Origin of the sequence: Pseudomonas sp. PDM19 (assembly GCF_014852215.1) — a bacterium.
GTDB lineage: Bacteria > Pseudomonadota > Gammaproteobacteria > Pseudomonadales > Pseudomonadaceae > Pseudomonas.
The window spans coordinates 329,375-353,498 of the sequence record NZ_JACVBG010000005.1; the positions used below are offsets into that span (position 1 = coordinate 329,375).

24 protein-coding genes and 1 tRNA gene are annotated in these 24,124 nt (G+C 65.3%); 10 read left to right on the forward strand and 15 right to left on the reverse strand.

Annotated features, from left to right (window positions below; all coding sequences use genetic code 11):
* Positions 1 to 8: 8 nt before the first annotated feature.
* Positions 9 to 473 (forward strand): TIGR02444 family protein, encoded by a 465-nt coding sequence (locus IB273_RS27900; RefSeq protein WP_192225525.1) that lies wholly within the window; start codon positions 9 to 11, stop codon positions 471 to 473.
* 3 nt (positions 474 to 476) lie between these two features.
* Here IB273_RS27900 and IB273_RS27905 read toward each other — a convergent pair whose 3' ends face one another.
* The 3 genes from IB273_RS27905 to IB273_RS27915 form a co-directional block, all read right to left on the reverse strand.
* The gene (locus tag IB273_RS27905; RefSeq protein WP_192225526.1) at positions 477 to 1,670 is read right to left on the reverse strand and encodes an AlgP family protein; all 1,194 of its coding nucleotides are present in this window, start codon (positions 1,668 to 1,670) and stop codon (positions 477 to 479) included.
* Positions 1,671 to 2,321: 651 nt separating this feature from the next.
* Positions 2,322 to 2,789 (reverse strand): Rsd/AlgQ family anti-sigma factor, encoded by a 468-nt coding sequence (locus tag IB273_RS27910; protein WP_081518726.1) that lies wholly within the window; start codon positions 2,787 to 2,789, stop codon positions 2,322 to 2,324.
* Between the two features lie 256 nt (positions 2,790 to 3,045).
* Positions 3,046 to 3,531: a disulfide bond formation protein B gene (locus IB273_RS27915; RefSeq protein ID WP_151189002.1), complete on the reverse strand. Its 486-nt coding sequence runs from the start codon at positions 3,529 to 3,531 to the stop codon at positions 3,046 to 3,048.
* 116 nt (positions 3,532 to 3,647) lie between these two features.
* Between IB273_RS27915 and IB273_RS27920 the strand changes: the two genes are divergently transcribed.
* Positions 3,648 to 4,733, forward strand: a complete 1,086-nt coding sequence (locus IB273_RS27920; protein ID WP_192225527.1) for a PQQ-dependent sugar dehydrogenase — start codon at positions 3,648 to 3,650, stop codon at positions 4,731 to 4,733.
* 48 nt (positions 4,734 to 4,781) lie between these two features.
* On the opposite strand, the gene IB273_RS27925 is transcribed toward IB273_RS27920, so the two are convergent.
* The 6 genes from IB273_RS27925 to IB273_RS27950 all read right to left on the reverse strand — a co-directional run bounded on the left by IB273_RS27925 (position 4,782) and on the right by IB273_RS27950 (position 10,779).
* Positions 4,782 to 6,014, reverse strand: a complete 1,233-nt coding sequence (locus IB273_RS27925) for a heme biosynthesis HemY N-terminal domain-containing protein (protein ID WP_081518729.1) — start codon at positions 6,012 to 6,014, stop codon at positions 4,782 to 4,784.
* Positions 6,011 to 7,123, reverse strand: a complete 1,113-nt coding sequence (locus IB273_RS27930; RefSeq protein ID WP_192225528.1) for a uroporphyrinogen-III C-methyltransferase — start codon at positions 7,121 to 7,123, stop codon at positions 6,011 to 6,013. The genes IB273_RS27925 and IB273_RS27930 overlap by 4 nt, the downstream gene beginning before the upstream one ends.
* A 27-nt stretch (positions 7,124 to 7,150) precedes the next feature.
* Entirely contained in the window at positions 7,151 to 7,909 is a 759-nt protein-coding gene (locus tag IB273_RS27935; RefSeq protein ID WP_192210428.1) for a uroporphyrinogen-III synthase, read from the reverse strand.
* Entirely contained in the window at positions 7,906 to 8,844 is a 939-nt protein-coding gene (gene hemC / locus IB273_RS27940) for a hydroxymethylbilane synthase (protein ID WP_192225529.1), read from the reverse strand. The genes IB273_RS27935 and hemC overlap by 4 nt, the downstream gene beginning before the upstream one ends.
* A gap of 113 nt (positions 8,845 to 8,957) precedes the next feature.
* A complete protein-coding gene (gene algR / locus IB273_RS27945) occupies positions 8,958 to 9,704 on the reverse strand; it encodes an alginate biosynthesis regulator AlgR (protein ID WP_017521347.1) in 747 nt (248 codons plus the stop codon).
* A 4-nt stretch (positions 9,705 to 9,708) separates the two neighbouring features.
* Entirely contained in the window at positions 9,709 to 10,779 is a 1,071-nt protein-coding gene (locus IB273_RS27950) for a sensor histidine kinase (protein WP_081518733.1), read from the reverse strand.
* Between the two features lie 232 nt (positions 10,780 to 11,011).
* Here IB273_RS27950 and argH point away from each other — a divergent pair, with 232 nt between their 5' ends.
* Positions 11,012 to 12,406: an argininosuccinate lyase gene (gene argH / locus IB273_RS27955; protein WP_081518734.1), complete on the forward strand. Its 1,395-nt coding sequence runs from the start codon at positions 11,012 to 11,014 to the stop codon at positions 12,404 to 12,406.
* Positions 12,407 to 12,419: 13 nt separating this feature from the next.
* A complete protein-coding gene (locus IB273_RS27960) occupies positions 12,420 to 13,133 on the forward strand; it encodes a hypothetical protein (RefSeq protein ID WP_192225530.1) in 714 nt (237 codons plus the stop codon).
* A 4-nt stretch (positions 13,134 to 13,137) separates the two neighbouring features.
* On the opposite strand, the gene IB273_RS27965 is transcribed toward IB273_RS27960, so the two are convergent.
* From IB273_RS27965 to gabD, 3 genes are all read right to left on the reverse strand, one after another.
* Positions 13,138 to 14,334 (reverse strand): HDOD domain-containing protein, encoded by a 1,197-nt coding sequence (locus IB273_RS27965; RefSeq protein WP_192225531.1) that lies wholly within the window; start codon positions 14,332 to 14,334, stop codon positions 13,138 to 13,140.
* A 258-nt stretch (positions 14,335 to 14,592) separates the two neighbouring features.
* Complete coding sequence (gene gabT, locus IB273_RS27970; RefSeq protein ID WP_045213232.1) at positions 14,593 to 15,873, reverse strand: 4-aminobutyrate--2-oxoglutarate transaminase; 1,281 nt, start codon at positions 15,871 to 15,873, stop codon at positions 14,593 to 14,595.
* A gap of 201 nt (positions 15,874 to 16,074) precedes the next feature.
* Positions 16,075 to 17,526, reverse strand: coding sequence for an NADP-dependent succinate-semialdehyde dehydrogenase (gabD, locus tag IB273_RS27975; RefSeq protein WP_081518737.1), 1,452 nt, complete (start codon positions 17,524 to 17,526; stop codon positions 16,075 to 16,077).
* Positions 17,527 to 18,183: 657 nt separating this feature from the next.
* On the opposite strand from gabD, the gene IB273_RS27980 reads away from it, so the two are divergent.
* From IB273_RS27980 to IB273_RS28000, 5 genes are all read left to right on the forward strand, one after another.
* A tRNA-Arg gene (locus IB273_RS27980) sits at positions 18,184 to 18,260 on the forward strand.
* Between the two features lie 203 nt (positions 18,261 to 18,463).
* On the forward strand, positions 18,464 to 19,057 hold the full coding sequence (locus IB273_RS27985) for a hypothetical protein (RefSeq protein ID WP_081518738.1): 594 nt from the start codon (positions 18,464 to 18,466) through the stop codon (positions 19,055 to 19,057).
* Positions 19,058 to 19,341: 284 nt separating this feature from the next.
* Complete coding sequence (locus tag IB273_RS27990; protein ID WP_192225532.1) at positions 19,342 to 20,580, forward strand: metal-dependent hydrolase family protein; 1,239 nt, start codon at positions 19,342 to 19,344, stop codon at positions 20,578 to 20,580.
* A 37-nt stretch (positions 20,581 to 20,617) separates the two neighbouring features.
* Entirely contained in the window at positions 20,618 to 21,202 is a 585-nt protein-coding gene (locus IB273_RS27995) for a MarC family protein (RefSeq protein ID WP_192225533.1), read from the forward strand.
* Positions 21,203 to 21,236: 34 nt separating this feature from the next.
* On the forward strand, positions 21,237 to 21,671 hold the full coding sequence (locus IB273_RS28000) for a MarR family winged helix-turn-helix transcriptional regulator (RefSeq protein ID WP_192225534.1): 435 nt from the start codon (positions 21,237 to 21,239) through the stop codon (positions 21,669 to 21,671).
* Between the two features lie 67 nt (positions 21,672 to 21,738).
* On the opposite strand, the gene IB273_RS28005 is transcribed toward IB273_RS28000, so the two are convergent.
* Positions 21,739 to 22,464 carry a hypothetical protein gene (locus tag IB273_RS28005; protein ID WP_081518742.1) on the reverse strand — a complete coding sequence of 242 codons (726 nt, stop codon included), beginning with the start codon at positions 22,462 to 22,464 and terminating at the stop codon, positions 21,739 to 21,741.
* 77 nt (positions 22,465 to 22,541) lie between these two features.
* The gene (locus IB273_RS28010; protein WP_081518743.1) at positions 22,542 to 22,727 is read right to left on the reverse strand and encodes a hypothetical protein; all 186 of its coding nucleotides are present in this window, start codon (positions 22,725 to 22,727) and stop codon (positions 22,542 to 22,544) included.
* A 176-nt stretch (positions 22,728 to 22,903) separates the two neighbouring features.
* On the opposite strand from IB273_RS28010, the gene IB273_RS28015 reads away from it, so the two are divergent.
* Positions 22,904 to 23,338, forward strand: a complete 435-nt coding sequence (locus tag IB273_RS28015) for a CBS domain-containing protein (RefSeq protein WP_081518744.1) — start codon at positions 22,904 to 22,906, stop codon at positions 23,336 to 23,338.
* Positions 23,339 to 23,354: 16 nt separating this feature from the next.
* Here IB273_RS28015 and IB273_RS28020 read toward each other — a convergent pair whose 3' ends face one another.
* Entirely contained in the window at positions 23,355 to 24,092 is a 738-nt protein-coding gene (locus IB273_RS28020; protein WP_192225535.1) for a metallophosphoesterase, read from the reverse strand.
* Positions 24,093 to 24,124: the final 32 nt, after the last annotated feature.

Sequence of the window (24,124 nt, forward strand, 5' to 3'; positions counted from 1 at the left end):
GGTGCTCTATGTCTGATGATGTCTGGTCGTATGCACTGAAACTCTACGCCCGCCCTGGGGTTGAGGCGGCTTGCCTGGCCCTGCAGGAAGGCGGCGCGGACGTCTGTCTGCTGCTCGCTGCGGCGTGGCTGGGCAGCACTGGAGTGGCCTTCGAAGCGTCGCGAATGAGCGAGCTGGAAAGCACGGCGCAGGGATGGCGCGAAGAGGTGGTTGTGCCGTTGCGCTCGCTGCGTCAGCGCTGGCGGGAATCGGCGAAGCAGGATGCTCAGCTGGAGCCATTGCGCGAGCGAATCAAGCAGCTCGAACTGGAAGCGGAACAGGTGCTGCTGGGGAGGCTGGAGATGGTGGCGCAGGGTTGGCCACGGGGTGAAGCGGAGGATCTGGCGCGCTGGCTGGAAGCCGCGGCAGGCAAAGCGGGCGGCTTGCGCCGCGATGCGCGGGAAACCCTGCGCACCGCGGCGAGCCTCTCCTGAGCCTTAGGAAGCGCTGGAGGAGTTGCTGCTGGCCGGAGCAGCCGGTGCCGGAGTGGCGCTGGCAACCGGGGTAGCGGCCGGAGTGCTCGGCTGGGCAGCCGGTGCGCTCGGGGCAGCCGGAGCGGCCGGTTTGGCAGCGACGGCAGGCTTGGCCGCAGCCGGTTTGGCTGCAGGCTTGGCGGCCGGTTTTGCGGCCGGCTTGGCTGCGGCTTTCACGGCCGGTTTGGCAGCCGGTTTAGCGGCGGGTTTGGCAGCCGGCTTAGCAGCGGCAGCGGGCTTCGCGGCAGGCTTGGCAGCCGGTTTGGCGGCAGCGGCAGGCTTGGCAGCAGCAGGCTTGGCGGCCGGCTTCGCGGCGGGTTTGGCAGCGGCTTTCGCAGCAGGCTTCGCAGCCGGTTTAGCGGCGGGCTTGGCGGCAGCGGCAGCAGGCTTGGCAGCGGGTTTGGCCGCCGGCTTGGCGGCGGCTTTCGCAGCAGGCTTCGCAGCCGGTTTAGCGGCGGGCTTGACAGCGGCGGGCTTGGCGGCAGCAGTCTTGGCGGCCGGCTTGGCTGCAGGTTTTGCTGCGGGCTTGGCGGCCGGTTTGGCGGCAGCCTTGGCAGCCGGTTTGGCGGCGGGTTTGGCGGCCGGCTTGGCAGCAGCTTTCGCGACAGCAGGCTTGGCAGCGGCAACCTTGGCGGCCGGCTTCGCAGCAGGCTTGGCGGCAGCTTTCACGGCGGGCTTGGCAGCCGGTTTGGCAGCGGGTTTAGCGGCCGGTCTGGCGGCAGCCTTGGCGACCGGTTTGGCAGCGGCGGCAGCCGGCTTGCGGGTAGCGAGGGATTTGCCAGCGGCTTCCTTCACCTTGGTCACGCCCTGGGCGAGCTTGAGGCTCTCCTGCACATCGCGCTTGAGGTTGGCGATGTAGGCACGGGTTTCAGTCTGGCGGGTCTTCAGAACATCCAGCACGCCATCGAGCTCAGCGATGCTCGACTTGGCCTTGGCCTGCGCCTTCGCCTTGCCGGCCTTGGTCGCGTCCTGCAGCTTGGTGCGTGCGTTGTGCAGCTTCTCCTGAGCCTTGCCGCGTTGTTTCTCGAGCTTGGCGAGCAGCTTTTCGGAATCGACGAGCGCCTGCTTGCAGGCACCTTCGAGGTGTTCGATCAGACTGTTGGACAACTGGTGCAGCAGGTGCAGAGGGGTAGTGACGGGTTTCTTGTTGGCCGACATGACGTGCCTCCTGGCGGACGTGGTTGCGCCCATACTAGCCCCGCTGATGGCCTCTCGCCAATGTCCCTATGGTGCTGCAGGCCGCAGCAGGCATTGGCTTCAGGGGTTTTCAGCAGTGCGCGAAGGCGCGTTTTTTCACTCCCTCAATGACGCTGGCCCACGCACTTGGTTCCGTTGGCGCAATCGGCCAGGCAGCGCAAACGCCCGTGGCGCGGGCGTTTGAGGGTGAAAAATAAATTTTCAGAGCTGGCCGAAAACGCCCGTCGCAGAGCCTTTCGCGCAACACGCAGCAGTACCGAGGAAGGCGGACTGGCAGTCGTTCGAGGCGCGTCGGCACGACGCGAGAATCACCGTCGCAGCACTGTGGAAATGCTCTTGCGAGCACCCGCTCGCAGTCACCGTTGCGGCCCATTTTCAGCAGCGATTCATCCCGCGAAAAAGACGGCGAGAGCACCGCTGCAAGCTGCCGAACGGCGCGAGTTTTTCAGCGTTGCGCGCTCAGAGTGCGAGGCTCGAAACAGCGCGGACAGAGTCACACTCCTGCGTGACCTGAAGCTCCGTCCCCGATCGGCATGAACGCCACGAACCCGCCACAAACGAAAACGGCGCGAGTGCTTCAAGCGCTCGCGCCGTTGTCGGAGGTCCCTTCGCTCAGGCCGTAACGGCTTTCTGCTCGTGGGAGTTGTGCAGCACTTCGATCAGGCAGTCTTCCAGTTCGAAGCGTTCGTGCAGTTGCTGGCGCAGGTTTTTCAGTTCGCTGGTCAGGCAGGTGCCTTCACGGCAATCGCCGTTGTCGCAGCGGTCGTTGAAGTTGAGCGCGTTGGCGGTGATGGTTTCCAGCCGCGGGTAGATCTGCTTGGCCAGTTCCAGGCCGCGCGTATCGCCGAAGGCCTGCGCCTCGTTCATCAGTTGTTCGTAGACTTCGAAGTGTCCCGCCGACACGTAGTCGAGCAGGAGCTGGCAGAAGCTCTGGAGGTTTTCGGCGTTGGTTTTCGGCGCCTGGACACCGTCCAGGGAATCGAATGCCCGGACCAACTCATGTCGATCCCGCAACCAGCGGTCGATCAGCTGGTGTACGCCTCCCCAACGTTCCTGGGCATTACGGCAGCTCTCGAGCATGTTGTCCTCACTTCCCTTTCGCCGTCCCGGCTAGGTCCGCCCCGGGACAATATTCTGTCGATTCTCGACGTCCGCGATGTATGAAGCTTGTTCGGCGGCGGCTTTCCGACGGAGTGGAAAACCAGAGTATGCCCGCCCGTTATCGCCTTCAAGACACCGGCAACGGGAAAATTCATACGAGCGTTTAATCGACAGACCGCGACGCCTCTGGCCTGCGCCGAAGAGGCGCAGGCCATGGCAAATTGAGATGCGACGCTCAGCCGCGGCGGCGGAAGAACTGCACGATGGCGAACAGGGCGAAGCCGATGAAGGCCAGCAGGCTCCACTCCGCAATGCTCATGCCGAGCAGCGTCCAGGTGACTTCGGCGCAGTCGGCCGAACCGTGGAACATGGTGTAGAGGATCTGCGTGTAGGGCATGCTCTCGAGCATGAAATCCAGCGGCGGCAGGCAGGACGGCAGCTGGTCCGGCGGCAGGGTCTGCAGCCAGAGCTGACGGCCCGCGGTGCCGGCACCGCCCAGGGCACTGAGCAGGATCAGCAGCGAGTACACACGCGGGGCACGGCCGTGCAGCGCGGCGATCAGCGAGAACAGACCGCAGCCGGCGAAGAAGATGCGCTGCAGGATGCACAGCGGGCAGGGCTCCAGCCCGACCACGTACTGCAGGTAGAAGCCGGTACCGAGCAAGGCGACACAGGCGAGGAAGGCAAGGAAGAACAGGGAACGAGGGCTGGCCAGGTTCATGGCGGCTCCGCTGAAAAGCGCTGTTGCACGAAAGGCCGCTACGGTAGTGGAAACACGGCGATCAGTTCAAGGCGAGTGTCTAGACTGGCCGTGGCACTCATCCGGGAATTCCTGCCATGCGTCGTCATTTCCTACTTTGCTCGCTGCTTTCCCTGACATCAGCACCGGCCATTGCCGCCATCGATCTCAGCCATATCCGGGTCCCAGATGGTTTTCACATCAGCCTGCTCACCGACCAGGTGCCGGGCGCCCGCGCCATGGCCTGGGGCGACAAGGGTACGCTGTTCGTGGGCAGCCGGTCCGGCGACAAGGTCTATGCGGTGACGCCCGACGGTAAGGCCAGAAGCATCGGCGAGGGTTTGCAGATGCCCGTGGGCGTGACCTTCCACAAGGGCGACCTGTATGTGTCGTCGATCAACCGCATCGTCGTGCTGCGTGACATCGAAGCGCACCTCGACGCGCCTCCCAAGGCCGAGGAACTGCCGGCACAATTTCCGAAGGAGACGGCGCACGGTTGGAAATTCATCGCCTTCGGTCCGGACGACAAGCTCTACGTACCAGTCGGCGCCCCCTGCAACATCTGCCGCCCGGACCGCGAGCAGTACGCCAACCTGCAGCGCATGAACGCCGACGGCAGCGCGCGGGAAATAGTCGCCTACGGCATCCGCAACACGGTCGGCTTCACCTGGCATCCCCAGACGAAGCAGCTGTGGTTCACCGACAACGGACGCGACATGCTCGGAGACGACAAGCCCGATGACGAACTGAACAAGGTCAGCACGACGGGCGAGGACTTCGGCTATCCCGACTGCCACCAGGGCGACATCGCCGATCCCGAAGAGGGCAGGAAACCCTGCTCCGCCTTCACTCCGCCAGTGGCCAGGCTGGGCCCGCACGTGGCCGCACTGGGGCTGCGTTTCTATACCGGCGAGCAGTTCCCCGCCGAGTACCGCAACAACCTGTTCATCGCCGAGCACGGCTCCTGGAATCGCACGCAGAAGATCGGCTACCGCGTGGCGCGGATCGAGCTCAACGAGGACGGCACGCTGAAGCGCCAGAGCGTGTTCGCCGAAGGCTGGCTCGACAAGGATGGCGGGGTCAACGGCAGGCCGGCAGACGTGCTGGTTGCGCCGGACGGCTCGCTGCTGGTCAGCGATGACCAGAACGGCGCGATCTACCGCATCCGCTACGGCAAACCCTGAACATGAAAACGGCGCCCTTGGGCGCCGTTTTCACTTCCAGCAACGCGATCAGGCGCGCACGGCCACCGGCAACGAAACCGGCGGCGCCAGAAGGCCAAGACCTTCCTGGAACAGCTGGTTGCTGCGCTCCACCTCACCCAGCTGCGCCAGCAGGCGCGCCAGTTCGGCGCAGGTTTCCGCGCTGCGCTGGCGGGCCAGGCTGGCTTCCAGGTACTCGCGCGCCTTGCCCCACAGCTTGTTCTGCAGGCTCAGGCGGCCGAGGGTCAGCAGCAGCTCCGGGTCGTCGCCATGCTGCTTCAGCCAGCCTTCGGCGGTCTTCAGCTGGTGCGCACCATCACGGCCACGGGCGCGGCCATAGAGGTGTACCAGGCGACTGTCGTAGCCTTCCTTGAGCGCCTTGCGCAGCACGTCCTCGGCCTCTTCCGGCGCGCCCAGGCGCAGCAGCTGTTCGGCGTAGGCGGCCACCAGCGGCGGCTGCGCGCGAAGGTTGGAGGGCACGTTCTGCCAGCGCTGGGTCAGCGGCTGCAGGCTGCTTTCGCCCTGGCCGAGGCCCTGCTCGCCCGCCTCGCCCAGCGCGGCCATCCAGGTGCGGCGCTCCAGGTCCGCCAGCTCGGCGTTCTGCAGCACACGCTCCTTGCGAAGCTCGGGCAGCAGCACGCACAGCGCCTGCCAGTCGTGGAGGCTGACGTAGAGCTGCTGGAGCAGGCGCAGCACGGTCGGATGACGCGGGTGATCCTGATGCAGCTTGTCCAGCACCACGCGGGCGCGGGTGAAGTCGCCGCGGTTGATCAGCAGCTGGGCACGGGTCAGCCCCACCGCCAGCTCGGTGCCGGGCTCGCGCTCCTGGGCGCGGTCCAGCAGTTCGTCGCACTCTTCGGTCTTGCCCAGCTCATTGGCCGCGCGGGCGGCGCCCAGGTAATGCGGCAGCGGGCGATCGCTCAGCTCGGCGGCGCGACGCAGGTGACGCAGCGCCTGCGCCCAGTGGCCTTCGGCAAGATCACGCTGGCCGTGTTCCTCGGCCAGTTGCGAGCGACGGCGACGGTTGAAGCGCGACCAGGGATTCACCACGCGCCCGGACACGCCCAGCAGGCGCAACACCAGGCGCACGACGAGGTAGATCACCCAGAGCACCACCAGCAGCGCGAGGAAGGTCCACAGGCTGGATTCGTAACGGAAGCTCTTGTAGGCGATCAGCACGTAGCCGGACTGCTCGGCGATGGCCAGCCCGACCAGGGTGGCCGCCAGGACCACGGCGAGGATCAGGACATAGACGCGGCTCATGGCTGGGTCCCCGCGTCCGGCGCCACCGCCTCCTGCTGCTGCACCGCATTCTCGCGGCGCGACAGGTAGGCCTGCAGCGAACTCAGGGCCGGGCCGAGGTCCGGCGTCTGCACGGTGACGGCCTGACCGCTGAGCTCATCCAGTCGCGCAACCAGCGCGCGGCTGTCGGCGAGGTCGGCGTTGAAGAAGTCGCCGACTATCTGTTTGGCCTGCTTGAGCGCCTGCTCGTAGACGTCCTGCTTGCCGTTCAGGGCGGCCCACTGCGCCTGTTCCAGGGCAAGGCTCAGGGCGAGGCGGACGCGGTCGAGCTGCTGCCCGGAGAGCAGCGGGCGGATATCCTGCCCGGCATTGAAGTCGATACGCACGTATTGCGAGACGCGGTCCCACCACTCGCTCCAGCGGTCGTTGCCGTCGCTCCAGGCGGTGTTCGGCCCAATGCCGGTCTCGGACGACTTGAAAGCGGGGTTCAGCGGTTGCAGTTGCGCAGCCTGGTCGCGCAGCGCGCCCAACTGCAGGAACAGCCCGGTGCGGTCCGGACGCGGTAGCGCGCGCAGCGCTTCGAGGCTCTTGGCCAGTTGCGCCCGCGCGGCGAAGGCGCCCGGATCATTGTTCACACGAAGGATGTCGTCGGCGCCCTGGACCAGTTCGGTGGCGCTGTCGATGTCCTGCAGTGCGGAGAGACGCAGCGCTGCCAGACGCAACAGATGCTCGGACTCAGCCAGGCGCCACTGCTGGCGACTCTGCCCCAGGACCTGCTTGACCTGCTTGGCCAGCTGCTGCTGGTCGCCCTGCAGCTCCACCACGAGGCGGCGGCGGGCTTCGAGCTCGTCGGGGTTGGGCAGGGTATCCAGGCGCTTGTTCAGCTCCGCGTTGGCGTTCTGTACGCCCTGCGCCTGGGCGCGGGCATCTTCCAGTTGCGCGGCACGCTGCTGCTCGGCGCCCTTGAGCTGCTGGACCTGCCAGACACCCCAGCCACCGGCTGCGAGGCCGGCGGCGCCGACCAGCAGGGCCAGAAGGGCGATGCCCGTGCCGCCCTTGCGCGGGGCCGGCGCGATGGCCGGACTGGACGATGTTGGTGAAGTCTCTTGGGGAGTGACGGCTTCGCTCACAGATCCATCCTTCGCTCGGAAATTGTTCTAGTCGGCGCTTCTCAACGCTTCCATTAATGCCGCCGGGCTTGCGCCCCGGCAATCGATTACTTGCAGCGCCCCCATCTCCCGCGCCTGCTCAGCCACCCGCGGGCTGGGCACGAACAACGGCATGGCACTGACTTGCGGCCAATCCGCCGCCGCCAGCTGGCGCAGGTGCTCAAGCCCCTGCCCACTACTGACCGCGATGGCGTTCAAACGCTCCCCCTGGATTCGCCGCAGCAGTTCGCCCGGAGGGTAAGCCGGCATTTCGCGCCGGTAGAGTTCCAGATAGTCGACCACCACGCCTTGGCCGCGCAGGCGCTCGGCGAGGAATTCTCGGCCACTCTCGCCGCGCATGATCAGCACCTTCGGATCATGCACCTGCAGGGCCTGCTCGAACTCCGGCAGGGCCAGCAGGGCTTCGCTGTCGTCGCCGTCCTGCGGGCAGACCACATCCAGACCGTAGTCTTCGAGGATAGCCGCCGTGGCGGCGCCGACGGTGAACCAGCGCTGGGTCAGCGGCGGCTGCGGCCAGTAGCGGTCGAGCCGCTCCAGGCCCAGGCGCGCCGCGGGCTTGCTGACCACGATAACCGCGCAGTAGCGGTCCAGGTCAAGGATCAGGCTGCGCTCGACGGGTGTCTCTTCGCGTGGCGTGATCGCCAGCAAGGGCAGGCAGTCGCCGTGGATGCCGTGTTCGGCGAGGGTAGCGGCGAGCGCCGCGCAATCCTCTTCGGGACGGGTCAGCAGCAGCCGCCAGCGGCTCACGGGTGACCGGCCTCGCCGTAGACTGCGTCGAGGATTTCCTGGGCGCCCTGGCCCAGCAGGTCTTCCGCGACCTTCACGCCGAGGGTTTCGGCGTCGGCGAAGGGCGCGCGAGCTTCGGCGCGCAGCAGTTCGGTGCCGTCGGGCTGGCCAACCAGGCCCCGCAGCCACAGCTGGTCGCCTTCGAGGATCGCGTAGCAGGCGATGGGCACCTGGCAGCCGCCATTGAGGCGCTTGTTCAGCGCGCGCTCGGCGGTGACGCGCAGGGCAGTCTCGCGGTGATGCAGCGATTGCAGCAGGGCGTGGATTTCCGCGTCGGCGGTACGGCACTCGATACCCACTGCGCCCTGGCCGCCGGCCGGCAGGCTGGCCTCGACGCTGATCGAGGAACGGATGCGGTCTTCGAAACCGAGGCGGATCAGGCCGGCGGCAGCGAGGATGATCGCGTCGTACTCACCGGCGTCGAGTTTGGCCAGGCGGGTGTTGACGTTGCCGCGCAGGAAGCGGATCTGCAGGTCCGGGCGGCTGGCCAGCAGCTGGGCCTGGCGGCGCAGGCTGGAGGTGCCGACCACGCTACCGGCGGGCAGGTCATCGAGGCTTGCGTAGGTATTGGAGACGAAGGCGTCGCGCGGGTCTTCACGTTCGCAGATGCAGTACAGGCCCAGGCCTTCGGGGAAGTCCATCGGCACGTCCTTCATGGAGTGCACGGCGATGTCCGCTTCGTTGTCCAGCAGGGCGGTTTCCAGTTCCTTGACGAACAGGCCCTTGCCGCCGATTTTCGCCAGCGGCGCGTCCAGCAGCTTGTCGCCGCGGCTGGTCATCGGCAGGAGGGTCACGGTCAGGCCGGGGTGGGCCTGTTCCAGGCGGGCCTTGACGTATTCGGCCTGCCAGAGTGCCAGGGCGCTCTGGCGCGTGGCGATACGGATTTCGCGAGACATGGGCATTTCCAGGCAAAGGAAGCGTGCAAGAAAGTGCCCGCATGATAACAGCTCACGCAAACGAAAAGCCCGGGGGCCGCCCCCCGGGCTTCAGGCGCTGCGGCACTGTGTCGCTACAGGTTATGCATGAGTCGCCGGACACCAGCGACATGGCGGCGGCTGACGGTCAGCGCGTCGCCGTTGAGTCCTTTCAGGTACAGCTGGAAGTGCCCCAGCGGGGTGCGCTGCAGGCGCTCGATACGCTCGCGGGAGACCAGCGCGTTGCGGTGGATGCGCACGAAGCGGTCACCGAACTCGTCCTCCAGCGCCTTCAGCGGTTCGTCCAGCAGCACTTCGCCGCCCGCGTGGCGCAGGGTCACGTACTTGTGGTCGGCGATGAAGAAGATCACGTCTTCCAGTGGAATCAGCTCGATCCCCTTGCGGGTCCGCGCGCTGATGTGGCTGCGCGGGCCGGGGCCACCGGCGGCCGGGGGCTTGGTCAGCGCCGCGAGCTGCACGCGGTTGGGCCGCGAGGCTTTCTTCAGGGCGTCGGCCAGGTCCTCGCTGCGGACCGGCTTGACCAGGTAGCCGACCGCACTGACCTGGAACGCCTCCAGGGCGAATTCATCATGGGCGGTACAGAAGATCACCGCCGGCGGGGCTTCGCGCTCGCACAGCTTGGCGGCCACCTGAAGCCCGTCCAGGCCGGGCATGCGGATATCCAGCAGGACGATATCCGGCTTCAGGCTGTCGATCAGCGTCAGCGCTTCTTCGCCGTTGCTGGCGGATGGCTCGAGGACGCGATAGCCGTCCAGTTGCCCCACCAGCCGGGCCAGGCGCTCTCGCGCCAGGGGTTCGTCATCGACGATCAGGACATTCATAAGCTCAGGCTTCCTGCATGAGACGCGCACATGGATAGCGTAGACAGGTGAAGTGCCGTCCGTCACGGCGCTCGACGGTGAGACTAGCTTTTGGCCCGAAAAGTGCCGCAAGTCGCGCTGCAATATTCTGCAGGGCCTGCTTGGTCCCCTTCGTGGGCAGCGTCTCGGTCGATTCGTCGTACGGGTTGCTCACGCAGAGCTGGAACACACCGTCACGGTAGTCCGCCTCAACTTTCACCAGACCGCCTTCGATGCGCGGCTGGATGCCATAAATCAATGAGTTCTCGAGCAACGGCTGCAGTGTCAGCTGGGGAATCGGCACGCCGTCGGGCACGCCGCTCACCTGCCAGTCCATCTGCAACCGGTCGCCAAGACGGAACTGCTCAATGGAAAGATAGCGTCTGGCCAGCTCAAGTTCCTCTCCCCAGGAAATTAATGTTCCAGGTTTGGCCAGGCTGGCGCGAAAAAGGTCCGAAAGATTCAGCACCGCCAGCTCGGCCTTGCCCGGATCAATCTCGATCAGGCTGGCGATGCTGTTGAGGCTGTTGAACAGGAAGTGCGGACGGATCCTCGCCTGCAGCGATTCGATCCGCGCCCGCAACTCAGCCTGCTGCTGCCGTCGCCATTGGCTCTGGAGATAGAAATAGCGTAGCAACAGCGTGGACATGATGAGCGCAATCAATGCATGGCGCAGATAGAGATTGACCTCGCCGGTGCGGCTCATGGGGCCGCCAAGGGAGAAATAATCCGCCACCCAGGTGCAGCCCAGCGTCAGCAGGACCACCAGCGCACAACTGAGCAGGCCGGAGAACCACGCCGGCCAGCGCGCCATGAACGGCCTTAGCTGGCACAACAGGCCGGCCGAGAGCAACACGATCCACTGCACGAACAGCGAGGACAGGGCCAGGCGCACCCAGTTGAAGCTGGGTGTCATCGGCTCGGCGAGCACCAGTACGAGCACCAGCAACTCGGCGAGCAGCACCAGGCTGAACAGCGCTTCGGGCTGGCAGAGTTCGGGAATGAAGTAGTCTTCGTTGGGCGCCGGCTTGTCGCCGGTCTTCGTCAGTCTGGGCATCGACGCAGTTTCCGTAAGCGCCTGCACGGCGGCAAGCGCCGCGTGCGACCAAAAGCCAGGAATTGTCGGGCAGCGCAAAGATCGGCACGGGGCCCGCGACGATTCACCGCCACTCCCCCGCCGCAACCCGCCAAAGCGCCGCCGGTTTTGTCCTTCAGCCTGCTATTATCGTCGCACTTTGCCCTTCATGCAGGCCGCGCGCCGCGCCTGCCCGTTTCAGCGAGAGAGATCCATGAGCGTAGAGAAGACCAACCAGTCCTGGGGCGGCCGTTTCAGCGAGCCCGTCGATGCCTTTGTCGCCCGCTTCACCGCTTCCGTCGACTTCGACAAGCGCCTCTATCGCCACGACATCATGGGCTCCATGGCCCACGCCACCATGCTGGCCAAGGTCGGCGTGCTGAGCGACGCCGAGCGCGACACCATCATCGACGGCCTCAAGCAGATCCAGAGCGAGATCGAAGCCGGCACCTTCGACTGGCGCGTCGACCTGGAAGACGTGCACATGAACATCGAGGCGCGTCTGACCGACCGCATCGGCGTCACCGGCAAGAAACTGCACACCGGCCGTTCGCGCAACGACCAGGTCGCCACCGACATCCGCCTGTGGCTGCGTGACGAGATCGACCTGATCCTCGCCGAGATCACCCGCCTGCAGCAGGGCCTGCTGGGCCTGGCGGAAGCCGAGGCCGACACCATCATGCCCGGCTTCACCCACCTGCAGACCGCGCAGCCGGTGACCTTCGGCCACCACCTGCTGGCCTGGTTCGAAATGCTCAGCCGCGACTACGAGCGCCTGGTGGACTGCCGCAAGCGCGCCAACCGCATGCCCCTGGGCAGCGCCGCGCTGGCAGGCACCACTTACCCAATCGACCGGACCATCACCTGCGAACTGCTGGGATTCGAAGCGATCTCCGGCAACTCGCTGGACGGCGTGTCCGACCGTGACTTCGCCATCGAATTCTGCGCCGCCGCCTCGATCGCGATGATGCACCTGTCGCGCTACTCCGAAGAGCTGGTGCTCTGGACCAGCGCCCAGTTCCAGTTCATCGACCTGCCCGACCGCTTCTGCACCGGCTCCTCGATCATGCCGCAGAAGAAGAACCCGGACGTCCCGGAGCTGGTGCGTGGCAAGTCCGGCCGCGTGTTCGGCCACCTCGCCGGCCTGCTGACCCTGATGAAGGGCCAGCCGCTGGCCTACAACAAGGACAACCAGGAAGACAAGGAACCGCTGTTCGACGCCGCCGACACCCTGCGCGACAGCCTGCGCGCCTTCGCCGACATGGTTCCGGCGATCAAGCCCAAGCGCGAGATCATGCGCGAAGCGGCCCGCCGCGGCTTCTCCACCGCCACTGACCTCGCCGACTACCTGGTGCGCCGTGGCCTGCCGTTCCGTGATTGCCACGAGATCGTCGGCCACGCCGTGAAGTACGGCGTAGACAGCGGCAAGGACCTGGCCGAGATGAGCCTGGACGAGCTGCGTCAGTTCAGCGACCAGATCGACGACGACGTGTTCGCCGTGCTGACCCTGGAAGGCTCGGTGAACGCCCGCGACCACATCGGCGGCACCGCGCCGAACCAGGTCCGCGCTGCCGTCGCTCGCGGCCGGGAACTGCTGGCCACGCGCTGAGCACAGCGCGTTCATGCACTACTGGAACCAGGAAAACTTCGAAGGACTGGAGCGGCTCGCCGATGAACTGGCGAGCCTGCCCGGCCTGCAGGCGCTCGCGGATTACGCCCGCGCCCGCAGTCGAGGCGTGCGTCGGCAGGCGTTTGCCGCCCTCGAAGGGTTCCTGCGCAACGCCCCTGCCCCCGACACTCTGCCAGCCCGCGAACTGAGCCTGCAGATACTCACGCTGCACAGCCAGACCCGCGAAGCCCACCAGTTCCTCGCCCAGCCGCTGCTCGCGCGCTTCCTGGTCCCGACTCTGCAAGCCTGGATCGCCAGCGCACCGACGGCGCACGCGCCGCTGCGCTGGCTGGGGCTGCTGCAGAACGATGGCGATCTCTTGCGCCGGGCGCTGGCGGTGGGTCCGGACGATGTCGCTGTCCGCTACCGATTGATCGATTTCGCCCTGGGCGCCGCGGACTACGCGATGCACCATCTGGACGAGGGCTTCTTCATCGGTGAGCCGGCCAGTGCGCGCGAAGCGCTGGAGCGGGTGGCGCAACTCATCGCCGAGGCGCCGGACGCCAGCCCGTTCGCCCGACCCGCCAAGGAAGCCGTGCAGCTATCGGCGATGCTGGATGACTGGCAGGCCTACTCGGCACAGCCCGAAGGCGACTTCGCCACCTGGTGCGCCGAGCGGCAACGCCCCTACGCCTGGGCGAAGAAGTACTACTACACCTCGTCCTGAGCGCTCAGGTCCGCCCCAGATAGCCCAGCTGCGCCGGCGTCAGTTGCAGCATGCGCGCGGCCTTGTGGTCCTTGAGCCTAGGCAGCTCCTCTTCCGGCAGACGCGCCGCACTGGCGGCAAGATTGACGATCAACGCCTCACGACTGAACACGCCATTGTCGATGGCGTAGGCGGCGGCGATCAGGTTGCGCAGCTCCAGGGGCAGGCGCCAGCGGGTGCGCAAGGCAGAGCCGAAGCTCGCACCATGCTCCTTCAGGGCCTTGTCCACGTCCGCCTTGCCCAGTTCACCACCCGCGCTGTGCCAGTCCTGCAGGCTGCGCAGCAGTGCCAGATCGCCCAGGCAGTGCAATAACCCGGCGGTAAAGCAGCGATCGGCATCGGCGCCGAGGGACTCGGCCAGTGCGAAGGCGGCGTCGGCGGTATGCCGGGAAAGCTCCCAGAAGCGCTCGGCTCGCTCCTTGAGCAGCGGGTCATCGAGCGTCGCGGCGCGCTGCAGCGCCACGGCCAGCATCAGGTTCAGCGCCTGCGCCACGCCCAGGCGCGACAGCGCCTGCATCAGCGTCTGGCAGGGCATGCCGACGTGCCGCGCGGCACTGTTGGCGGCGGAGATCAGGCAGGCGGTGATCTGTGGATCGTGGCCGAACTCCTGTTCGAGCATCTCCAGGTTGATGTCGCTGGCCTCCATGCAGCGATTCACCGCTGCACCGACCTCGCCCATCAGCGGCGCACCTTCAGTGGCGTCGCGCTCGGTCTGCAGGAAGCGCTCCAGCGACAGGCTCTGCTCCAGGGTCGGCAGCTCGCAGACGACGTTTTCCCCCGGCGCCAGCAGCAGCGAACGCAGGCGTTCGCGCAGGTTCTCGGCATTGAAGGGCTTGACCAGATAGGCCGTAGGCGCCAGCGGCAAGGCAGCGCGCACGCTGGCGGCATCGGCCTTGGAGCTGATCAGGATGAAGGGCTGGGCAACCGGCCCGCGGCGGCGCATGCGCACGTGGCGCAGCAGTTCCAGGCCGTCGCTGCCGGGCAGCTCGCGCTCGGCCAGGATCAGGGCGAAGGGATGCCGGCGACAGGCCTCGATGGCCGTATCACCGTCCTCGCAGAACTCGACGGTCGCGTCGCAGCGCACGCTCAGCACCAGCTGGCCGAGCAGCTCGCGGCTCCAGGGGTCGCTGGCAGCGACCAGCACGCCGGGAGAAACGCTCATGGATCGCACCTCGTTCGGGACAGATGCCGTCGCGGGCGGAAACAACCGATCCTGAGCCTTCCCTGCCGCGTGCCCGGTCCTTCGGATGCCGCCGGCCAACGGCCTTCGGATACTGCGCAGCGTAGTCCAAAGCCCACGAGCTTTCCCATGCGCGCCATCAACTTCGGCGGACAATTCACACAAACAAACACAGAAAGAGCACCCATAAAAAAGGCCCGCTTGCGCGGGCCTTCTTTTGAACCGTTAGAGCGGGAAGGCTCAGGCCAGTTCGTCGAAGCACTCGGCCAGGATGGCCAGGCCTTTTTCCAGCTGCGCGTCAGGGATGGTGACGGGCATCAGGAAGCGGATCACGTTGTAGTAGGTACCGCAGGAGAGCAGGATCAGACCTTTCTCACGGGCACGAACCACGATCTTGCTGACCAGTTCAGCGGCCGGCTTGTTGTGATCACCGCCTTCGAACAGCTCGATGGCGATCATCGAACCCAGGCCGCGAACGTCGCCGATGACCTTGTGCTTGGCCTGGATGTCGCGCAGACCAGCCTTCAGGCTCTCGCCAACGGCTTGCGAACGCTCCAGCAGCTTCTCTTCGTCGAACACTTTCAGCACGGCCAGGGCCGCGGCGCAAGCGATCGGGCTACCGGCGTAGGTGCCGCCCAGGCCGCCGGGAGCGATGGCGTCCATGATTTCGGCTTTGCCGGAAACACCGGAGATCGGGAAACCACCGCCAACGGACTTGGCGAAGGTGGTCAGGTCCGGAACGATGCCCAGTTGCTCGGTGGCGAAGAAGGTGCCGGTACGCCCAGCGCCAGTCTGTACTTCGTCAGCGATCAGCAGGATGCCGTGCTCGTCGCACAGGGCGCGCAGGCGCTGCATGAAGGCCTTGGAGTTGACGTAGAAGCCACCTTCGCCCTGAACCGGCTCGATGATGATGGCAGCAATGTCACGCGGCTGGGCGTCGTTCTTGAAGATGCGCTCGATGCTGGCGATCGACTCGTCTTCGCTCACGCCGTGCAGTTCGCACGGAGCCAGGGCGCGGAAGATGCCGCCCGGCATCAGGCCCATGCCAGCGGAGTACGGAACGACCTTGCCGGTCAGGCCCAGGGTCATCATGGTACGGCCGTGGTAGGCGCCGGTGAAGGCGATCACGCCAGCGCGGCCGGTGGCGGCACGGGCGATCTTGACGGCGTTTTCAACGGCTTCGGAGCCGGAGGTGACCAGCAGGGTCTTCTTCGGGAAGTTGCCCGGAACGCGCTTGGCGATCTCTTCGGCCAGCTCGATGTAGGGCTCGTACGCCAGCACCTGGAAGCAGGTGTGGGTCAGCTTGGTCAGTTGCTCCTGAACGGCGGCAACCACTTTCGGATGCAGGTGACCGGTGTTCAGAACGGCAATGCCGCCGGCGAAGTCGATGTACTCACGACCTTCGACGTCCCACACGGTGGAGTTCTCGGCGCGCTCGGCGACGACCGGGTGGATCTGGCCTACACCGCGCGGTACGGCGGCCTGACGACGTTGCAGCAGGGATTCGTTGGTTTTGCTCATAGCTTCCTCAGTGGCCGCTCATCGGGCGACCGGATCAAAGGATGAAAGCGGGGAGAAGCCACACACGACAGCATACGATGATCGACTGTCGTGGCACTTGCGGCCCGCCGGACGGGTTGTCCGGTGCTACCACCGGAAAACGCCGACGCGAAGGTGGCTGTCAGCTCTTGCCTGCCACCCCGCGCCCACGGAAAAAACGGATCAGATACCGCCGAGGCAGAGGTATTTGACTTCGAGGTAGTCCTCGATGCCGTACTTCGAACCTTCGCGGCCCAGGCCGGAGGCCTTGATGCCACCGAACGGCGCCACTTCGTTGGAGATCAGGCCGGTGTTGATACCCACCATGCCGTATTCCAGCTGCTCGGCGACGCGGAACACGCGGGCCAGGTCGCGGGCGTAGAAGTAGGAAGCCAGGCCGAACTCGGTGTCGTTGGACATGGCGATGACTTCGGCCTCGTCCTTGAAGCGGAACACCGGCGCCAGCGGGCCGAAGGTCTCGTCCTTGGACACCAGGGCGGACTTGGGTACGTCGACCAGGATGGTCGGCTCGAAGAAGGTGCCACCCAGGGCGTGCGGCTTGCCACCGGTGAGGACCTTGGCGCCCTTGGACACGGCGTCGGCGATGTGCTCTTCGACCTTGGCGACAGCCTTGGAATCGATCAGCGGGCCGGTGGTGATGCCCTGCTCCAGGCCGTTGCCGATGTTCAGCTTGGCCACGGCGACCTTCAGCTTCTCGACGAAGGCATCGTACACGCCGTCCTGTACGTACAGGCGGTTGGCGCAGACGCAGGTCTGGCCGTTATTGCGGTACTTGGAGATCAGCGCGCCTTCGACGGCGGCGTCCAGGTCGGCATCGTCGAACACGATGAACGGAGCGTTGCCGCCCAGTTCCAGGGACACTTTCTTGATGTCCTTGGCGCATTCGGCCATCAGCTGGCGACCGATCTCGGTGGAGCCGGTGAAGGTCAGCTTGCGCACGATCGGGTTGCTGGTCAGCTCACCGCCGACTTCGCCGGCGCTGCCGGTAACGACGCTGAACACGCCCTTCGGAATGCCGGCGCGCTCGGCCAGCTCGGCCAGGGCCAGGGCAGAGTACGGGGTCTGCGAAGCAGGCTTGAGCACCATGGTGCAGCCAGCGGCCAGGGCCGGGCCGGCTTTACGGGTGATCATCGCGGACGGGAAGTTCCACGGGGTGATGGCCGCGGTGACGCCGATCGGCTGCTTGATCACGATGATGCGCTTGTCGGGCTGGTGGCCCGGAATGGTGTCGCCGTAGATGCGCTTGGCTTCTTCGCCGAACCACTCGAGGAAGGAGGCGGCGTAGGCGATCTCGCCCTTGGCTTCGGCCAGCGGCTTGCCCTGCTCGATGGTCATCAGGCGGGCCAGGTCGTCCTGGTTGGCGATCATCAGGTCGAACCACTTGCGCAGCTTGTTGGCGCGCTCTTTCGCGGTCAGCGCACGCCAGGCCGGCAGGGCCTTGTCGGCAGCTTCGATGGCACGACGGGTTTCGTCGGCGCCCATCTTCGGCACGGTGCCGATGATCTCATTGGTAGCCGGGTTGTTCACGTTGATGGTCTTGCCGTTGTCGGCGTCGACCCAGGAACCGTCAATGTAAGCCTGTTGGCGGAACAGCTTGGCATCATTGAGTTGCATGACCTGTCTCCTTTCGAGGAAAGCCTGTGGACGGCGGGTCTACCTCGAGTCCCCGCCTGCCTTGTTGTCTGGATGGGAGAGACCGCAGTCTCTGCCGTTCATTCACCCCGGCCGATCAGTATCGACGCTGGAGGCGAATGGTGCCTCAGCTTGGAGGCGACGCCAGGCGAACGGCTCTTAGTTCGCTCGGCATGCGGACACGGAAAAACGCAGGCCGGGGTCATTGCCCGGTCTGGTTGAACTCGTTCACGCACAGATTCCCGGGCTCGGCCCAGGAGTACGACTGCCCTACAACCTTCCGGTACGCTGATCGACGGAAGCCGCACGGAGACCTGTCACAAGGGACATGCGGTGGGTGCAACGGAAGACTGTCATCCCGCAGGCTGATGGCCGGCTGGTGTGATGCCAATGCTCCGGTCTCCTGTTGTTGTGATGGGGAGGCGTTTGAAATCTCAAACGAATCCTAGGGCCCCCGACTGCAAAGGGCAATAGCTCGTTCGACAAAACCAACGAAGGTATCCGCTTGCCGAGGGTTTTCGGAGGTTTTCTACCGACAAGCGGCTGTTTTCGTTCGATATCATGAACGAGCGTACCCGCATTGGACGCCTGCACGGGAGATGCGTATGATTGCCGCCTGCCGCGCCAGCCGCGGCATACGCACCAGTAGCTCAGCTGGATAGAGTACTGCCCTCCGAAGGCAGGGGTCGTGGGTTCGAATCCCGCCTGGTGCGCCATATCCCTTTGTTTCGAACTGCTTCAGGCAGTCTGCGAAACCGCCTGAAAAGCCCGCCCTGAGCGGGCTTTCCTGTTTCTGGTGGCCGGCGCCGCGCAGGCCAGGCTTTCAGGCCGGGAAGACCCTCGACGCCCGACGATTCCTCTTCGCCACCAGAGGCTGTATAAGCCTTGCGCCATCGCGCGCGAAAAGGACAAACCGCCCATGCTCCGGCTTCTGCTGCCCGCCCTGCTCCTGGCCCTTGCCGGGTGCGCCACCAAACCGCCGGCGAACCCCGAGAACCTCTGCGAGATCTTCCGCGAAAAGCCGAAATGGCACGAGGCGGCGCTGCAGGTGCAGAAGCGTTGGGGCGGGACCGTCCAGGTGCCGATGGCGATGATGTACCAGGAATCCTCCTTCCGGCACGACGCCCTGCCTCCGCGTTACTACTTCCTCGGTTTCATCCCCTGGGGCCGGGTCAGTTCCGCCTATGGCTACGCCCAGGCCAAGGACGAGACGTGGGCGGACTACAAGAAGGAAGCCGGCGGCTGGGGCGCCGACCGCGACGATTTCGCCGACGCGCTGGATTTCATGGGCTGGTACATGAACAAGACCTACAGCGTGAATCGCGTCTCCAAGTGGGACGCCTACGGCCAGTACCTGAACTATCACGAGGGCTGGGGCGGTTATCGCCAGCGCAGCTACGACGCCAAGCCGTGGCTGAAGACGGTGTCGCAGAAGGTCCAGGCGCGCGCCTACCTGTACGGCGCCCAGTACAAGAGCTGCGAGCAGGAACTGTCGGGCGGAGGCTGGTTCTAGTCGCTCGCCCCTCGGTTACCCCAACGCGACGCAGACGCGAAAGGCCCGCTCAGGCGGGCTTTTTCATGTCCGCCACAAAAGTTGCGCGACGTCACACAAAGCGCGGCGCTCGTCTGTTCCGGCAGACCTCCGTAGCTTCCATAGCCTCTCTCGGATCAATGAGTTAGCCGGCAATCCCGGCACCTTGAGATCATTCTCATGGCTATTTAGAACGCATTGCTTTCAATTTTCCTCGAGCGTAGGTTTTCAAGCCGTAGTACTGGAGAACTCACGAAGAGGTAGTCATGAACATTCTTCTGAAGAACGCCCAGGTATTCGACGGCAAGCACCCAAGCCTGCGCAAAAGCGACATTCTCGTCGGCGGGTCAAAGATCCTTTCCCTCCATGAAGCCCACCAACCCGCCCCTCAGGACACCCTCACCATCGACCTGAAGGGCAAGTTCCTGATGCCCGGACTGATCGACGCCCATGTCCATATCACCGCCAGCCAGGTGGACCTGAACCAGGAGACCGAATTACCTGGCTACATCTATGCACGCAGCTTCAGCTTCCTCGCCAGCATGCTCGATCGCGGCTTCACCTCCGTGCGCGACGCCGGGGGCGCTGACGCGGGCATCAAGCGCGCCATCGAAGACCAGGTGATTCGCGGGCCGCGACTGTTCATGAGTTGTCGGGCCCTGAGCCAGACCGGCGGGCACGGCGACTTCCGCCATCCGTCCAGCCCGATGATCACCTGTGCCTGCAGCCTGCGTACTGGTTCCACCATCTCGGTCATCGCCGACGGCCTCAGTGCCGTGCGCAAGGCCGTGCGCGAGCAGTTCCGCATGGGCGCCTCGCAGATCAAGGTCATGGCTGGCGGCGGCATCGCCTCACCGAATGATCGGATCGAGAACCTGCAGTATTCCGAAGCCGAACTATCGGTGATCGTCGACGAGGCCGAGCGCTACAACAGCTACGTCATGGCCCATGCCTACTCACCGGCCGCCATCATCCGCTGCGTGCGCTGCGGGGTCCGCTCCATCGAACACGGCAATCTGCTCAATGCCGAGGCTGCCCAGGTCATGCACGAGCACGACGCGTTTCTGGTGCCGACGCTGTCGATCTACAACGCCTTCATCCTGAACGCTGGCAATCCGGCTGCGGGCATCCCCGACTCGGTGCTGATCAAGCTGAAAGACGTGCAGAGCCAGGCGCTGGAGTCCGTGCGCGTGGCTCGTCGCTACGGCGTGAAGATCGGCCTGGGCACCGACCTGCTGGGCGAGTTCCACAACTGCCAGACCGATGAATTCAAACTCCGGGCCCAGGTCGATACCCCCTACGACGTCCTGCAATCGGCGACGCGGGTGAACGCCGAACTGCTTAACCTGCAGGACCAGCTCGGCGTGGTCGCACCGGGCGCCCTGGCGGACCTGATCGTACTGGACCAGGACCCGCTGCAGGATCTCTCCGTCTTCGATGCCGCGGGCACTCATGTGCAGATGGTCATCAAGAACGGCGAAATCCTGAAGAACCAGTTGCACTGACCGGCAGCTCAATCCGCCTCGATAGCGAGCCCCCGCCATGTTTCGTAACTACCTGGTGAGCCTGAGTGGCATTGCCATCATCATCAATCCGTTGACGATGTTTTCCATCTTCACGTCCTACACGCAGGGCATGCCCGCTGACGATATAAGCCGTACCGGAAAGAAAACCACGCTGGCAGTCGCCATTACACTGCTGATCTGCATCTGGTTCGGTATGGAGCTGTTTCGTCTGCTCGGGATCACCCTCGCCTCACTGCAGGTTGCGGGCGGGCTATCGCTATTGATCTCCTGCCTGCAGGGGCTCAACGATCCATCGGACAGCGCACGGTGCCCGAGCAGCAATATCGCCGTCGTGCCGCTGTGCATTCCCGTCATCGCCGGGCCGGCTGCCATCTCGGTGGTCATCAGGCTTACCGGCGAGACCGCCAGCCCTATCTCGGTCAGCCTGGCTGCCTTGACCGTCACAGCGGTGCTGGGTAGCTTGTTCCACTTCAGTGTCCCGGTATCGAAGTGGCTGGGCGAACAGGCCATGAGCGCGATCAAGCAGATTTCCTACCTGGTCCTGGCCTGCATCGGCGCAACGCTCTTCATCACCGGCGTGCAAACCATGATCGGCAAATAGCGGCGCCAAGAGAGTCTGCATCAAGAGAACCTGCATGAAGGAAAGAGAACTCACTCAACTCACCGAGTTACTGAGAACCAACCATGCACTCTGGCAGAAGTATCTTGAGCCGATCATCAACAACGTCGGCATCACCTTCGTTGATCGCCTCATTCTCGATAATCTTCGCGAAGATGGGTTCGCCACCAAGAACGACCTGGCGAACCAGCTGGGCATGCCCCACCAGAACCTGACGCGATCACTGGCGCGCCTGGAGCAGAGCGGCCTCATCGTCATCCAGAAGAGGACCGGCCCGGACCTGCGGCAGATCTACCTGTCACTGACGCGGCAGGGCAAGCTGATCAACGACAAGATCAACGGCGACATCAACCTCGCCTGGCAGCAGGTTTGCCGCAACATTCCCGAGCAGGAACTGCTGAGCTTCATGTCGATTCTCTACCGGATGAACAGCAACCTGCTCGACCTCTGACGCCTGGGCGGCCCCGTCTGGCATAGGCCCGCCCTCGAGCGGGTCTTTCGCTATCCGACCGGGCGCTTCAGTGCCCCATGATCCGCCGGTACTCGTCGCGGTATTCCTCGTACGGCAGGTTGCGCCGTTGCAGCTCCATCAGCTGCTGCTCCTGGCTCAGTGGGCGGGAGACGTGGGCGACGGTTTCCGCCGCGGTGGGCGAGACCGGCGGTGGCACCGCCTCGGGCGGCTGCGCTGGCGTGGTGGCAGGCAGTGGCGCCGGCAGGCTGCGGGACGGTCGCGCAACCAGCAGGGCGCTGGTGATCTCGTCGACTATCTGTTCGGACACCGCACTGACTTCGGAGGAGCCCATCGAGGTGAACAGGTCGCCGTCGGCTTCGCTTTCATAGCGGCGCGAAGCGAGCAACTGGCCGGTCAGGCCGTCGTGGTAGCGCACGGTGGAGGTGATCCACTCCTCGTCGCCACTGCCGGGACGGTTGTTGGCGTTGTGGCCGGCGCCGACCTCGATCACCACCAAGGTGGACAGGGTATCGGTGGCCCTCGGTTCGCCGTCCTGCTCGGTGAGCTGGTAATCGGCCGATCCCGCCTCGTCGCGCAGCGCTTCGCGCCAGCTGGCCTTCAGCGCGCCCCAGCGCGGGTTGGCCGCCACCGTGGCGTCGGGCTGGAAGTTCACCACCATCACGTGGCGGGTGTCGCGGTAGAGGGAAATGGGCGCGGTGCGGTCATCCCGGCGGACGTCCGAGGAACATCCACAGAGCAGGGAAACGGCCAGGGCGAGCGTGACGTTGCGCATGGTGCATTCTCTTTATTGTCTGGCCAGCATTCTGCCAGCCAATCATGACGCCCGGATATCGTCCGAAGGTCAGCCCGCTACCAATCCTCTTCATCGTCGAGGCCCGGCTGGTATTCCTCCACTTCCTCGTCATCCTCCTCATGATCGCCGGGCGGGTCCTCGAAGAACGCCGCGTCCTCCTCCAGCAGGCCGTCGAGGTCGTCGTCGAGGTCCAGCAGGTGGTCGTGTTCGGGCTCGTGGAGGTCGAGGTCTTCGTCAGTCATGGCCGGTCTTTCGTGGGGGGAAACAGGGAAGGGAATCACAGTATAAGTCGCCCCGCGGGAGGATGACGCTCCCGTGACGGCGGACGGCGCTTTCCGGCCTTGCCGGATCGCGATTCGTCCACGATTCTCTATGGACCACGGGCATCGCGCCGTGCGACGACGAACAGGGGGTAGGAATGAAGACTGTGGCTCAGCTGTTGAACGCCAAGGCGGACCAGCAGGTTTACACCATCGCCCCGGATGCGCTGGTGATCGATGCACTGCGCCTGATGGCGGAGAAGAACCTCGGCGGCCTGCCGGTGGTGGAGGCCAACCAGCTGGTCGGCTTCTTCAGTGAGCGCGACTACGCCCGGCGCCTGGCGCTCAAGGGGCGCAACTCGGAAGACACGCCGATCAGCGCGGTGATGACCGCACCGGTAATCACCGTGGACACCCACCTGAACGTCGACAAGTGCATGGGCATCATGACCGAGCGCCACCTGCGCCACCTGCCGGTGGTGGAGAACGGCGAGCTGCTGGGGCTGCTGTCCATCGGCGACCTGGTGAAGGCCGCCATCGCCGAACAGGCCGAGCTGATCCAGCAACTGGAACAGTACATCCGCGGCGAGTGATCGCCCCGGCGGTCGCTCAGCGCGCGGCCGCCGTTTCCACCTTGCCGCTGTGCATGTCGACGAGGCTCAGGCAGCCGTCTGAGTAGCCGCTGCCCGTGTCGATGTAGTGGGTGTTGCCCAGTGGGCGCACGGCGTTCTGCGCGGTGTGGCCGACGTACAGGCGCTCCAGCCCGGCAATGACCGTGGCGTCTTCCTTCTCGATCCGCGTGCGTGCCCACATCGCGAGGCCGACGGCGTTGCGCCGGGCGGTTTCACCCAGCTCGCCGGCCAGCGCGGCGACGCCGCTGTCCCAGTCGGGGAAGGCCGGTGAGACCGGTGCCTCGGCATGCACGATGCCGACGCGACGACCTTCCCCCAGTTCGACTTCGATCACCAGCGGCAATTGCTGCAGGCGCCGGGCAATGCGCTCGCGGGTCACCGGCGTGAGCTTGTAGAGCCAGGTGCCGCCATTGCGGAAGTGCAGGTCGCGGTCATCGCCGGCCAGGACCACGTCGATCACCAGTTGCTCGTGATTGCCGCGCACCGAGGCGAACCAGGGCTTGGCCAGCCAGTCGAGCACCTGCGGCGAATAGGGCCCACGATCCACCAGGTCGCCGGCGGCGAACAGGCGGTCGGCGGCCGGATCGAATCCGACCTGGTCGAGCAGGCGCTGCAGCAGTTCGAAATGGCCATGCACATCCCCCACCACGAAATCGCGGCCACGCAGATTGCGCGGGAAGCGTTGCAGGGGCTGCTCCGGCAAGAGCGTATTCATTACCAACTCCAGGGCTTTCAAGCGACCAGCTT